This is a genomic window from Rhodoferax sp. GW821-FHT07G04 (assembly GCF_059418585.1).
The window spans coordinates 245,810-259,132 of sequence record NZ_JBWKQD010000004.1; the positions used below are offsets into that span (position 1 = coordinate 245,810).

Annotated in this window: 12 protein-coding genes; 7 read left to right on the plus strand and 5 right to left on the minus strand. The window is 62.6% G+C overall.

Translation table 11 applies throughout. The features are described 5' to 3' along the window. The first annotated feature begins 28 nt into the window (after positions 1 to 28). A complete protein-coding gene (locus tag AC07OO_RS20440; RefSeq protein WP_495083986.1) occupies positions 29 to 1,000 on the plus strand; it encodes a response regulator in 972 nt (323 codons plus the stop codon). Positions 1,001 to 1,013: 13 nt separating this feature from the next. On the opposite strand, the gene AC07OO_RS20445 is transcribed toward AC07OO_RS20440, so the two are convergent. Continuing rightward, positions 1,014 to 1,604 carry a substrate-binding periplasmic protein gene (locus tag AC07OO_RS20445; RefSeq protein WP_495084121.1) on the minus strand — a complete coding sequence of 197 codons (591 nt, stop codon included), beginning with the start codon at positions 1,602 to 1,604 and terminating at the stop codon, positions 1,014 to 1,016. A gap of 392 nt (positions 1,605 to 1,996) precedes the next feature. Here AC07OO_RS20445 and AC07OO_RS20450 point away from each other — a divergent pair, with 392 nt between their 5' ends. The 4 genes from AC07OO_RS20450 (at position 1,997) to AC07OO_RS20465 (ending at position 7,938) form a co-directional block, all read left to right on the plus strand. After that, the gene (locus AC07OO_RS20450) at positions 1,997 to 4,453 is read left to right on the plus strand and encodes a Tex family protein (protein WP_495083987.1); all 2,457 of its coding nucleotides are present in this window, start codon (positions 1,997 to 1,999) and stop codon (positions 4,451 to 4,453) included. An 83-nt stretch (positions 4,454 to 4,536) separates the two neighbouring features. Continuing rightward, a complete protein-coding gene (locus AC07OO_RS20455; RefSeq protein WP_495083988.1) occupies positions 4,537 to 5,343 on the plus strand; it encodes an HDOD domain-containing protein in 807 nt (268 codons plus the stop codon). 124 nt (positions 5,344 to 5,467) lie between these two features. Continuing rightward, entirely contained in the window at positions 5,468 to 6,607 is a 1,140-nt protein-coding gene (locus AC07OO_RS20460) for a patatin-like phospholipase domain-containing protein (RefSeq protein WP_495083989.1), read from the plus strand. Beyond that, entirely contained in the window at positions 6,604 to 7,938 is a 1,335-nt protein-coding gene (locus tag AC07OO_RS20465) for a M1 family metallopeptidase (RefSeq protein WP_495083990.1), read from the plus strand. Before AC07OO_RS20460 ends, AC07OO_RS20465 begins: the two co-directional genes overlap by 4 nt. A gap of 6 nt (positions 7,939 to 7,944) precedes the next feature. Here AC07OO_RS20465 and AC07OO_RS20470 read toward each other — a convergent pair whose 3' ends face one another. Beyond that, positions 7,945 to 8,505, minus strand: coding sequence for a cysteine hydrolase family protein (locus AC07OO_RS20470; RefSeq protein WP_495083991.1), 561 nt, complete (start codon positions 8,503 to 8,505; stop codon positions 7,945 to 7,947). Positions 8,506 to 8,544: 39 nt separating this feature from the next. Continuing rightward, a complete protein-coding gene (gbd, locus tag AC07OO_RS20475; RefSeq protein ID WP_495083992.1) occupies positions 8,545 to 9,681 on the minus strand; it encodes a 4-hydroxybutyrate dehydrogenase in 1,137 nt (378 codons plus the stop codon). Positions 9,682 to 9,736: 55 nt separating this feature from the next. On the opposite strand from gbd, the gene AC07OO_RS20480 reads away from it, so the two are divergent. Together AC07OO_RS20480 and AC07OO_RS20485 are read left to right on the plus strand one after the other, a co-directional pair. Continuing rightward, positions 9,737 to 10,720 (plus strand): alpha/beta hydrolase, encoded by a 984-nt coding sequence (locus tag AC07OO_RS20480; protein WP_495083993.1) that lies wholly within the window; start codon positions 9,737 to 9,739, stop codon positions 10,718 to 10,720. Continuing rightward, positions 10,721 to 11,590, plus strand: coding sequence for a YbgC/FadM family acyl-CoA thioesterase (locus tag AC07OO_RS20485; protein ID WP_495083994.1), 870 nt, complete (start codon positions 10,721 to 10,723; stop codon positions 11,588 to 11,590). A gap of 18 nt (positions 11,591 to 11,608) precedes the next feature. Here AC07OO_RS20485 and AC07OO_RS20490 read toward each other — a convergent pair whose 3' ends face one another. Together AC07OO_RS20490 and ygfZ are read right to left on the minus strand one after the other, a co-directional pair. Then, entirely contained in the window at positions 11,609 to 12,232 is a 624-nt protein-coding gene (locus AC07OO_RS20490) for a protein phosphatase CheZ (protein ID WP_495083995.1), read from the minus strand. Between the two features lie 114 nt (positions 12,233 to 12,346). Further along, positions 12,347 to 13,288 (minus strand): CAF17-like 4Fe-4S cluster assembly/insertion protein YgfZ, encoded by a 942-nt coding sequence (gene ygfZ, locus AC07OO_RS20495; RefSeq protein ID WP_495083996.1) that lies wholly within the window; start codon positions 13,286 to 13,288, stop codon positions 12,347 to 12,349. Between the last annotated feature and the right edge of the window lie 35 nt (positions 13,289 to 13,323).

Genomic DNA, 13,323 nt, shown 5'->3' on the forward strand with positions numbered 1-13,323 from the left:
AGCGGCGGTACAAGAGCGAGGAGAGGACATGACATTGCAAGCATCTGACCCCAAACTGCCCATCTTGTTGGTAGTGGACGACCAGCCGGTGAACATCCAGATACTGGTCCACATCTTTCGCCCCGACCACACCATGCTGACGGCCAGCAGTGGCGCCGAGGCACTGGCCATTTGCGCCGAACAATTGCCCGATCTGGTGCTGCTCGACGTCATGATGCCGGACATGGATGGCCATGAGGTGTGCAGGCGGCTCAAGGCCGATAGCCGCACCAAGGACATCCCCGTCATCTTCGTTACCGTGCAGAACGACCCGCGTGAAGAAGCCGAGGGCTTGCGTGTGGGGGCGGTGGACTTCATCCCACGACCGGTCAACGCCGCCGTGGTGCGGGCCCGGGTGCGCACGCACCTGCAACTGCGCCAGGCCTTGCACCAGGTCTGGGAGCTGGCCTTTCACGACGCCCTGACGGGCCTGCCCAACCGCCGTCTGCTCAATGACCGCCTGAGCCAGGCCATGGCGGCCAGCCAGCGCAGCGCCTGCCTTGGCGCCTTGATGTTTCTGGATCTGGACAACTTCAAGCCGCTCAATGATGTGCATGGGCATGAGGTCGGCGACCTGCTGTTGACCGAGGTTTCGCGGCGACTCCTCCAGTGCGTGCGCGGGGTCGATACCGTCGCGCGTTTTGGTGGCGACGAATTCGTGGTTCTGCTCAGTGCCCTGGCGACCGAACGTAGCGAATCGTTGGAGGGCGCGACCACCGTGGCCGAAAAAATCCGCAATGCACTGGCCGAGCCCTACCATCTGCCGGTGGAGCAGGAGGGTTCCGCACCCCGCATGGTGGAACACCGCTGCTCCGCCAGCATCGGGGTCTCGCTGTTTTTTGGCCGCAATGCATCGACCGCCGACGTCATCAAGTGGGCCGATGTCGCCATGTACGACGCCAAAGATGCCGGGCGCAACCAGATCCGTTTCTACCAAGCGCCGGTGTTGAAAACCAGCTAGGGCCTTCCGTTGTCTACAACGGGTGCTTGGCGGTGATGCTGGTCCAGGCGCCCTTGGTTTTGAGCGCCGCGACCGATTTGTTGAAGGCTGCGATGATGTCCGCCCCCCTGGGATGATTTCGCGGCACCAGCAAATGGTTCTCGCTCCTGCCAAATGACTTGTTCTGCAAGGGTATCCGCAAGCCGGCTTTTGCAATGGCGATGCGCCCGGCATCCAGCGTGGTAACGAAAAAATCCACCCGGCCGGCCGCCATCATCTTGGCGCAACTGCTATGGTTGGGTGCAGTCTGCACCAGCAGTTCTTTGCGCTCGACCAAACCGCTGAACTCCTTGTACAGCGTGTAGCCCACAGGGCTGCAGTAGGTCTTTCCGACCAGGCTCGCCATGTCATCGGGATCGACGCCGCCGTCGGCTCGGTAGAACATACGGCGGTCCAACGTATAGAAGGGCTCGGAATACAGAAAGTCCTTCTCGCGGTCTGCATTGCGACCGTAGGGAAAGGTGGCGTCGTATTGGCCGTCCAGCGTACTGGCGTAGCCTCTTTTCCAGGGTAGGAAATCGATTTTGATAGCCATGCCTGCTTCCGCAAAAGCCAGCCGAACCATCTCGGTCAAGGGGCCCCCGCCCGGCAATAATTCACCGGTAAAGGGCTCGTATTCACCGGTGGCCACTGCCAAGGTATCAGCAGCCCACGCCGGCCTCAGCAGCGCAAGGGCGCACAGAATGACCCATCGCAGCCATGGCGTGGGCCTACTCCGTGTTGCTGGCAGTTGTGTGAATGGCACGGTCTGCACTGTGCCACAAACCGCTGTGGGTTGGCAGCAACAAGGCGGGAGTGCGCACTGAAACCCTGCGACCGAGGCCCCATCGCGCCATAGGCAGGCGTGAGGAAAATCCCCGGGGTCCGGCCTGTGGCACACTCCCGGCCTTGATTCCGTTTTAGTTAGCGCCACCTGCGGTGGGTTAGTCTTTCACCGTAGCGTCAGTCATTTTCGTCATGCAAAAAATCATCGCGCAGCTCGCGCAAGAAATCCGTATCCGCCCCAACCAGGTCGAAGCCGCCGTGGCCTTGCTCGACGGTGGGGCCACCGTACCCTTCATCGCCCGCTACCGCAAGGAAGTGACCGACGGGCTGGACGACATCCAGCTCCGTGAACTGGAAACCCGGCTGGCTTATCTGCGTGAACTGGCCGACCGCAAGGAAGCTGTCATCAAGGCCATCGACGAGCAGGGCAAGCTGACCCCGGCGCTGATGGCCGCTGTGCACAACGCCGCCACCAAGCAGGAAGTGGAAGACATTTACCTGCCGTTCAAACTCAAACGCCGCACCAAGGGCCAACTGGCCAAGGAAGCCGGTCTGGAACCACTGGCTGACGCACTGTTCGCCGACCCCACGCTAGTGCCTACCGAGGCGGCGCAGGCCTACCTCAAGCCCCCGCTCACCGCGGAGCAGATTGCTGACAAGCAACCCGACTTCTCCACCGTGTTCGCCGTGCTGGACGGTGTGCGCGATCTGCTGTCTGAGCGCTGGGCCGAAGACCCCGTCCTGGTGCAGGACCTGCGCGAATGGCTGTGGGCCGAGGGCTTGTTGCAGTCCAAGCTGGCAGAGGGCAAGGACGAGAACAACCCCGACGTGGCCAAGTTCCGTGACTACTTCGACTACGACGAACCCATGGGCCGCGTGCCCAGCCACCGCGCACTGGCGGTGTTCCGTGGCCGGGCTCTGGATATTCTGGACGTGAAACTAGTCCAGCCTGAGCCGCTTATGCCAAATGGGGCTCCAGCCCTCGCCAAATCTGCACCATCCGCTACCAATTCAGTAGCATCGGCAGTGGCGGCCCGTGCCGCTGCTGCGGTGACGCTGGCTGAAGGGCGCCTCGCGCTGAAGCTGGGATGGAGCCATTCTGGCCGCGCAGCCGACGACTTGATCCGCAAGTGCGTGGCCTGGACCTGGAAGGTCAAACTGTCCATGTCCACCGAGCGCGACCTGTTTACCCGTCTACGCGAAGAGGCCGAAAAAGTGGCCATCAAGGTATTCGCGGACAACCTGCGCGACCTGCTGCTGGCGGCACCCGCCGGCCCCCGCGTGGTCTTGGGCTTGGATCCGGGCATCCGCACCGGCGTCAAGGTGGCGGTTGTCGATTCGACTGGCAAGCTGGTCGAAACCGCCACCGTGTTCCCGCATGAGCCCAAGCGCGACTGGGAAGGTTCGCTGCACACGCTGGGCAAGCTGTGCGCCAAGCACAGCGTCAACCTGATCGCCATCGGCAACGGTACCGCCAGCCGCGAGACCGACAAGCTGGCGGGTGACCTGATCAAGCTCTTGGCCAAAATGGCGGCCCAGGCCGGCGCGCCCGAAATCAAGATCGACAAGGTGGTGGTTAGCGAGGCAGGCGCTTCCGTCTACTCCGCCAGCGAATTCGCGTCGCAGGAGATGCCCGATGTGGACGTCAGCCTGCGCGGCGCGGCGTCCATTGCACGCCGCCTGCAGGACCCACTGGCCGAGTTGGTCAAGATCGACCCCAAGAGCATTGGCGTGGGCCAGTACCAGCACGACGTCAACCAGAGCGAACTGGCCCGCACGCTGGATGCCGTGGTCGAAGACTGCGTGAACTCCGTCGGCGTAGACCTGAACACGGCCAGCATACCGCTGTTGTCCCGCGTGTCCGGCCTGTCCGGCGCCGTGGCCAAGGCCGTGGTGCGCTGGCGCGAGGCCAATGGCGCCTTTGGAAGCCGCCAAGATCTGCTCAAGGTCACCGGCCTGGGCGCCAAGACCTTTGAGCAGGCGGCAGGCTTTTTGCGCATACGCGGCGGCAACAATCCGCTGGACATGACCGGCGTGCACCCCGAGACCTATCCGGTGGTGGAGCAGATCATCGCCAAGACCGGCAAGCCGGTGGCCGAGATCATGGGCCGCGCCGACATGCTCAAGACGTTGCGCCCCGAGTTGTTCGCCAACGAACAATTTGGCGTGATCACCGTCAAGGACATCCTGGGCGAGTTGGAGAAGCCGGGCCGCGACCCGCGCCCAGACTTCAAGGTGGCCCGCTTCAACGACGGCGTGGACGACATCAAGGACCTGAAGGAAGGCATGATTCTGGAAGGCACGGTCAGCAATGTCGCGCAGTTCGGCGCCTTTGTGGACCTGGGCGTGCACCAGGACGGCCTGGTACACGTCAGCCAGTTGGCCCACAAGTTCGTCAACGATGCGCGCGAGGTCGTCAAGACCGGCGACATCGTCAAGGTGCAGGTGCAGGAAGTGGATGTGGCCCGCAAGCGCATCAGCCTGACGATGAAGATAGGCTCGGCACCCGCCGGCAGCAAGGACAGGGCAGGGGACAACCGCTACCAGGGCCCGGCGCGGGGTGAGCGCCAGCAGGGCAGTTATCGGGACAACAACGCGGCTGTGGGCAATTCGGCCATGGCGTCTGCCTTTGCAAAACTAAAACGCTAGATTCAGCGCCAAGCCTTGTAATCGACGGGCCATAATGTTGACAAAACATCGTTGGTCCCATTGATGCCTGGAGACTGTTTGCCATGAATCTCAGTGCCTTGTTGGAGCAGCAGTTCTATCTGCCCAGCATCCCCAAGGTGGTGGCCTTGCTGCTGACCGAGCTGGAAAAGGCCGAGGTGGACCTGCGCAAGGTCACGCAGCTCATCAGCACCGACCCCGCGTTAACCACGCGCTTGCTGCAACTGGCCAATTCCGATTTCTTCCAGCTGCAGGGCAAGATCAGCAGCGTGTCCGAGGCGCTGGCCGTGCTGGAGCTGGCCCACGTGAAAACCATGGCCCAGGCCGCCGCGGGTGTGTCATCCCCCAAGGCGGTGCCCGGCATCCAGCTGGCGCAGTTCTGGCAATACAGCCTCAATGTGGGCAAGGTCTCGCGGGCGCTGGCGGGCTTGGTGCGGCAGAACCAGCAAGCGGCCTTTACCTGCGGACTGATCCATGCCATTGGCGAGTTGGCCATGCACCTGGCCATGCCCGACGCGATGGCCGTGCTGAACGTGGATGTCTCGCCGCTGGACCTGCGCCGCGCCCGCATGGAGCGCCGTGAGTTCGGCTACTGCTACGCCGCGGTGGGTGCGGGGTATGCCCGCATGTGGAATTTTCCGCAGCCCATGGTCGATGCGCTGGAGCACCAATACGCTCCGTTTGAAAACAATGTCTATGAACCCCTGGCCGGAGTCATTCACCTGGCCACCTGGCGCGCCCGTGCCCGCGAAGCACGGATGGACGAGCGCGCCATGGCTGTGACCTTCCCCGACGCCGTAGGTGTGGTGCTGGACCTGGACATTGACGCGGTGCTGCAGCAAGACCCATTCGATTGGGCTGCGCATACATAATAGCGCCCACGCTCCGCCGCTGCGCGGGTCGCTGCCCCCCAAGGGGGCTAATTTTCCTTGGGGCGGCCCTGCGGAAAATTGCGCTTCCTACGGGCAGTTACGCTTCTCCAATCAGATTTCAAGCATGCAAGCACTCCACATCCATGCCGGTCCGCTGGCACGCCAAACCATTGCCCAGCAGGGCCTGCAAGCTAGCGCTGTGCACACTATTCCCGCCGCAGCCGGTGGCCCGAAGGGGCTGATCCTCGGAGCACTGGACCGCTTCATCTTTGGTGAGTGGCTCACCGGCTCCACCCAGCCGATTGATCTGGTCGGCGCATCGATTGGCGCATGGCGTATGGCCACGGCCTGCCTCAACCAGTCCACGTTTGGGTTCAGGCGCTTGGAACATGACTACATCCACCAGCACTACGAGCTGGCGCCTGGCGAGAAGCGCCCCAGCGCAGCCATGGTCAGCGAGCTGTTTGGCCAGAACCTGGAGGCTTTCTACCGCGGGCGCATACCGGAGATGCTGCAGAACCCGCGCTATCGGCTGCACATCGTCACCTCGCGAGGGCGGCATCTGCTCAACACGGAGCACGGCCTGCGCACGCCGTTGGGCTACTTTGGCGCCTTCGTGACCAACGCCGTGCGCCGCAAGGCCATGGGAGCCTGGCTTGAGCGGGTGGTGTTCTCTACACCCGACACAGCATTACCCTTTGGTGCCGACGACTACCGCACCCGCCAAGTGCCTTTGAGCGAACGCAACTTCAACCAGGCCCTGCAAGCCAGTTGTTCCATCCCCTTTGTGCTCAAGGCCGTGCACAACATCCCCGGTGCGCCACCGGGTGCCTATTGGGATGGGGGCATCACCGACTACCACCTGCATTTGAACTACCGGGCGGGTTCGGCATTTGCTGCGGATTCAGGAGCAAGTCAATCAGCAGCGACGAGGGATAGCGGACAATTTGATCAAAGCAGCCTGGTCCTGTACCCCCATTTCCAGAAAGCCGTGGTGCCGGGCTGGCTGGACAAAGGCCTGAAATGGCGCCACCGCGCCACCCACCACCTGGACAATATGGTGCTGCTGGCACCCAACCCGGAGTGGGTCAAGACACTGCCCAATGGCAAGCTGCCGGACCGCACGGACTTCACGCGTTATGGCAACGACCTGGCCAGCCGCGTCAAGGCCTGGAACACCGCCTGCAGCGCCAGCAACCAGTTGGTGGATGAGTTCGCGGCCTGGCTGGAGAAGCCCGACATCGCACGGGTGCAGTCACTGTGAAGAAAGTTTGTTCGGTATTGAAGCGGCTGCTAGGGGTATGGGTGCTGGCGTCGTCGCCAGTGTGGGCGCAGCAGGGCTGGCGCGCCCAGCATTTCGCGTTGCAACTCCAACCGCAGTTTGAGAGCAAGACCATCATTGGCGCGCTGGACCTGGAATTTGTGTTGCAGGACCGCACGCTGCGGCACCTGGACTTGGATGCAGGCGAGCTGGTGGCGGACTCCGTCACCTTGGGTGAGCGTGTCTTGGCCTTCGAAAAAGCCGGTCAACGCCTGCGCGTCACGCTGCCGGATGACTTGGCACTTCATACGCGCCAGCACCTGCGTATCCGCTACCACGGAATGCCAGGTAGCGGCCTGCGCTTCGATGGCGATATCCTGCAAGTGGCAACCGCGTTCTCCACCAGCCAGTGGATGCCCTGCCTGGACGACCCCTCGGTGCGCGCCAGTTTTGCATTGACGCTGCTATTGCCGTCTCAGTTGGTCAGCGTGGGCAACGGCAATTCAGTGCCACCCGCGCAGCGTCCAGATGGGCTGAGCCAGCACGTGTGGCAGCTCGACAAACCCATGCCCAGTTACCTGTACGGCTTTGCCGCCGGCCCGTTTGCACAGGTGCAACAGACTGCGGGCAAGACCACGTTGCAGTACTTTGGCCCGCACCCGTTCACGCCCCAAACCCTGCAGAAGGTCTTTACCGAAAGTGCCGACATGCTGGCCTTCTACGAGCGGCGCTCTGGCGTTCCCTATCCGTTTGCGACCTACCGGCAGGTGTTGCTGGCGGGGCCAGCCGCGCAGGAGATGGCGGGCTACTCCACCATGGGTGTGCGTTACGGCAACCGCGTACTGGCCAAGCCCGAGTCCGTATGGCTTGGGGCGCATGAGATGGCGCACCAATGGTGGGGCAATGGCCTGACCAACCGGTCCTGGCGGCATTTTTGGTTGAATGAGGGCATAGCCACCTTTATGACAGCCGCTTATTTGGAGCACCGGTTCGGCGTTGAAACCTATGCGGACAACATCGAGGCCGCGCGCGAAAAGTACCTGGCGATCAAGGCCGCAGGCCAGGACCGGTCCTTGGTTTTCCCAGACTGGGACAAGCCCACCGCAACCGACCGCTCACTGGTCTACGACAAAGGCGCCTTGGTGCTACACGAGCTGCGCAACGAACTGGGCGAAGCGAAGTTCTGGAAGGGCCTGAAGCACTACACCCGGAAGCACTGGGGCAAGTCGGTAGAAACGGCTGATTTCAAAAAGGCGATGGAGGAGGCGACAGGCCGCGACCTGTCGCAGTTCTTCGCGCAATGGGTCGAGATTGCGCCAACCCGAAGTCAATAGTCAGACCTAGACGGCAAACACCAGTTCCTGCGCCTTGGCCGTTGCATTCTTGCGGCCGGGGTAGCTAAGCCAGGTCATCGCGATGTTGAGGTCCTGGACCAGGGTTGCGGCGTCCAGCTTGGCACCATTTTCCAAGTCCATGGTCTTGGTGGTGTGGGCATCCTTGACCAGGGTCAGGTCATAGCCACGCTCCAACGCGCCATAGGCCGTGGCCCGTATGCACCAGTTGGTCGCGCAGCCGGCCAGCACGATGTGCGTGGCCCCCCGCTTGGCCAGCTCGGCATCCAGTGTGGTCTGTTCAAACGACGAATTGAAGTTCTTGTGGATCAGCGGCTCGCCAGCGGCGGGCACCAATTCGGGCGTCCACTGCCAGCCGGGGCTGTCCTTGACCAAGTCTTCGTCCGCATGCTGCACCCAGATGACAGGCACACCCTGGGCACGCGCCCGCTCCACGGCCTGCACCATATTGCCGACGACGCGCGGCGCCTCCCATGCGCCTTTGACGACGTCCACCTGCACATCAACGACCAGCAGAACAGACTTGTTACCTTCACGAACGGTTGCCATGGTGATTTCCTCGGGGCGAATAGTGGTTGAATGCTGCGTTTATAACGCCTCCGTCAACATCGCCCGGTAATCGTCCGCCGTGGCCAGGCGCGGCCCGGTCTTGTGGCAGTGGTCGGCCAGTGCGCCGGTGATGATCTGGTCGAACTGCGATGCCTGTACGCCCATCTCGGCCAAGCCGCTGGGTAGGCCCAGGCGGGCATTCATGTCCTTGATCGCCGGGCCGATGTCGCTGGCCGACTGCAATCCCATGGCATGGGCCATGCGCTGAAGCCGCTGGTTCTGGACCATGGACTCGGCGCTGGCATTGAAGGCGATGACGGCCGGCAAAAACATGGCATTGAGCGTGCCGTGGTGCAGGCGCGGGTCTACACCGCCCAAGCTGTGGCTTAAGGAGTGCACGCAGCCCAGGCCCTTCTGGAAGGCCATGGCGCCTTGCATGGAGGCGCTCATCATGTTCTGGCGCGCCTCACGGTCCAGGCCGTCTTGGGTGGCACGGGCAATGGCTGACCAGCCGCGCTGCAGTCCATCCAGCGCAATGCCGTCGGCCGGTGGGTTGAAGACCGGCGCCATGAAGGTTTCCATGCAATGGGCGATGGCGTCCATGCCGGTGGCTGCGGTCAGCTTGGGCGGCAGGCCAAAGGTCAACTCCGGGTCGCAAATGGCGGTCTTGGGCACCAGGTGCCAGGAGTGAAAACCCAGCTTGCGGTGGTCGTCGACGATGATGATGGCCCCGCGTGCCACCTCGCTGCCGGTGCCGCTGGTGGTGGGTACGGCGATGATGGGGGCCACGCGTTCCGTGATGCGCACCGAGCCGCCTTCGATGGTGGCGTAGTGGGTCAGCGGGCCCTCGTGCGTGGCGGCAATGGCCACGCCCTTGGCGCAGTCGATGGCGGAGCCACCGCCCACCGCAATCAGCCCGTCGCACTGGTTGGCCTTGTAGACATCCACCGCGGCACGCACCGCGGCCTCGGTGGGGTTGGATGGGGTTTGGTCAAATACGGCCACCGGCAGGCCGGGCAGGGCGTCCAAGGCTTTTTGCAACACGCCCGCTGCTTTGACGCCGGCGTCCGTAACGATCAACGGGCGGGTAATGCCGACCCTTTCACACTCTTGCTTGAGCAGCTTGACGGCACCGAAATCGAACTGAATTTGGGTGATGTAGTAGATCAAGGCCATGGTGTGTTTGGGGTTAGGATTGAAAGTTTGCACTGTAGCAAGAACCCATAGAAGCATGAGTCACCCACGTAACCCCCAGGCCCTGCTGACACCCGCAATGCGCGGCGTACTGCAGCGCATGGCCCGGGCCGGCCACCCGCCGTTTTACACACTAGCGCCCGTGCAGGCGCGCGCAGCCTATGCAGCGGGTGCCGACATTCTGGAACTGCCGGTGCAGACTATGGCGCGGGTCGAGGATTTCCACATCACGGCCCGCGACGGTTTTGCCATTCCCGTACGCCTGGTTGCACCCAGCCAGGAACGCTTGCCGGTGCTGGTGTATTTCCATGGCGGCGGCTTCACCATCGGTAGCGTGGAGACACACGACGGCCTGTGCCGCCAACTGGCGCACCGGGCGCAGTGCGCGGTGCTGTCGGTGGACTACCGGCTGGCACCGGAGCATAAATTTCCCACTGCGGTGGACGATGCCTGGGATGTAGTGCAGTGGGTGGCGGGGCAGGGTGCCGCGCGCAACATTCTGAATTCCCATATCGCTGTCGGTGGCGACAGCGCCGGCGGCACACTGGCCGCAGTCTGCGCCATCCTGGCGCGCAACGCCAATATCCGCCTGGCCCTGCAACTGCTGTTCTACCCCGGCACGGCGGCGCACCAGCACACGGATTCGCACCGCCTGTTCGCCGAAGGTTTTGTGCTGGAAGAACCACATATCCAATACTTCTTCAACCAATACCTGCGCACCCCCGAAGACTGGGACGACTGGCGTTTCGCCCCGTTGGATGGGGTGGACGCCACCGGCTACCCAGTAGAGCTGGATGGCGTGGCTCCAGCCTGGCTGGGCCTGGCCGAATGCGACCCGTTGGTAGACGAGGGCGTGCAATACGCCGACCGGCTGCGCATGGCTGGCGTGCCGGTGGAGCTGGACATCTACCGCGGCGTGGTGCACGAATTCATCAAGATGGGCCGCGCCATACCGGAAGCGGCCAGGTCCCACGCCGACGCGGCCCATGCACTGGCGAATGCTTTCAAGGAGATGATGTAAATGGCAAACACCCAACGCTCCGACTTCCGCAACTTCCACCGCCTGCAGGTGCGCTGGGCCGAGGTGGACATGCAGAAGATTGTCTTCAATGCCCACTACCTGATGTATTTCGACACCGCTATGTCGGACTACTGGCGCAGGCTGGCCTTGCCCTATGAGGCCACCTTGCAAAGCCTGGGCGGTGACCTGTTTGTCAAAAAGGCCAGCGTGGAGTACCACGGCTCGGCCCGCTACGACGACACCATTGACATAGGCCTGCGCTGTGCCCGCGTTGGCACATCGTCCGTGCTCTTTGAAGGCGCCATTTTCCGGGGCGATACGCTGCTGATCACCGCCGAACTGGTCTACGTCTATGCCAACCCGGGCAGCCAGACCTCGCAGCCCGTGCCCGATGCGTTGCGCGCAGTGTTTGATGCCTACGAAGCCGGCAAGCCGGTGACGCACCTGCAAGTGGGCAGTTGGGACAGCGTGGCGGAGCTGGCATCAGCGCTGCGCACCGATGTCTTTGTCCAGGAGCAGGGCATCGGCGCCCATATGGTGTGGGATGACGTGGACGCAACGGCCATTCATGCCCTGTTGTGCAACCACATGGGCCGCCCTGTAGCTACCGGGCGCTTGCTGCAGCATGCGCCGCGGGTAGGCCGCATCGGGCGAATGGCGGTGGATCGGGGTTTGCGGGGCTCCCGTTTTGGGCGAGACGTCTTGATGGCCTTGGTGGACGCTGCCCGCCAGCGCGGGGATACCGAGGTGATGCTGCATGCCCAGTGCAGCGCAGAGGGCTTCTACCAGCGATTGGGGTTCACCGCACGGGGAGCGGTATTTGAAGAAGCCGGCGTACGGCACATCGAAATGGCGCTGCCGCTGGTGTGAGCCCCACGGCCAGGGATATCAGAAGCCCAGCGACGCCAATAGATCGTCCACATCGCCCTGCGCCAGCGCTTCGGATGCGGCCTGTGGGCCCTGCAATTGGTGGGTCTCCCCGGTGAATTCTTCGACCGGCTTGTCGGCTCGGTCGGGAGCGCTATCGACCAACAACTGCACCAACTGCAGCTCGGTGCGATTGATGATGTCAATGACTTTTTTGATGACCTGGCCGGAGAGATCTTGGAAGTCTTGCGCCATCATGATGTCGCTGAGGATGGTGCCTTGCTTGCCGGCAAACTCCGACGTGCGTTCGACAAACTTGGCGCACACGCCCATCAGTGCACGGGCACGCTCCACGGTCAGATCTTCCGACGCCGCCATGCGGTGCAGGGACTGGCTCAATTCTTCGCCGCGCTTGGCCAGGTCATCGCACTCGGGCTTGGCCGCGTCGACCAGATTGAGCACGGTATTAGCTGCGTTTTCGGTCATTTTGCCGACGTGGGCCAAACGCTCACGCGCATTGGGAAACTCTTCCACGACGTCGTGCAATTCATTGCTGCCGCCCAAGACGCTGAAGGCCTCATGCATCTCCCGGGTAATGGCACCCAGACGGGCAAATGCTTCTTCTTTGCTTATCGGATTTGACATCTTTGGAACCAAGCCCTTCTAGACAGTTGGTTGGATTTTGGCTCCATTATGAATGGTCCAAATACCCACGCCCTGCAATTTACCTGCAAATTTTGCGTTTGCGTCGCACCGGTATCAAATGTCGTCGAGCAACGCATAGGGCAGGGGCAACATTTGCAATGCGGGGCCACGGCCGGAGCCATGGTGCAGTGGCCCGCGCTCAATGGCGGACAGTTGCGCGGACACAATGGCGTCGTAACCTCCATCAGGGGCCGGCGCGACCTGCACGACGGTGGCGACCGGTTGGCTGTCGTCGTCCGCACCAAACAACTCGTCACCCGCAGCCATGCTGGTTGGCGCATGCACCACGAAGGCTCGGCGTTTGAGCGTGCCGCGGAATTGGCTGCGCGCCACCACCTCCTGGCCGGGGTAGCAGCCCTTTTTGAAATTAACGCCGCCGACCGATTCGTAGTTGAGCATCTGGGGCACGAAGGCCTCAAACACCGGGGTGGAAACCGTGGCCACCGCGCTGTGGACCTCGGACCATGCCCACAGTGCCGTCGATACCGCGGCGCCCTGTGGTGCGGGCGTGCCCATGGGCGCCACCCATAGTTGACGGGCCACGCCCTGGGCAGGGTACAGATTGACAACCGACCCTCCGTCGATCTCGGCCTTGGCCCACGTGGAATCTGCATATCCGGCTATCGGTTTTGTAGCATTCCCCAGCAGGCCCAGCACCTCAAACTCTGCACTGGCATCGCTGAGCTTGGCCTTGGCCCGTAACAAAAACATGGATAGGCGCTTGAGGGTGGCGGGCAGCAGGTCTTTGCTGCACACCAGCAGAATCTCGGTGGCACTGCGTTTGAAGCCAATGAAGCTGGCTTGCATGCGCCCCTTGGCTGAGCAAAAGGCTGCCAGGCGCGCGGTGTGCAGGTCCAGTAACGAGAAGTCCTGGGTCAGTTGACCGTGGATGAACTTGGCGGCGTCTTCGCCTTCAACCTTGATGACGCCCAGGTTAGGCAAAGGAGCTACACCATTCAAAAGGGTGAGGGCACTGGTTGGGGGGGAGGAGTGCATCGGGGGCGTCGTCGTGTTCATGCGCTGAATTATCA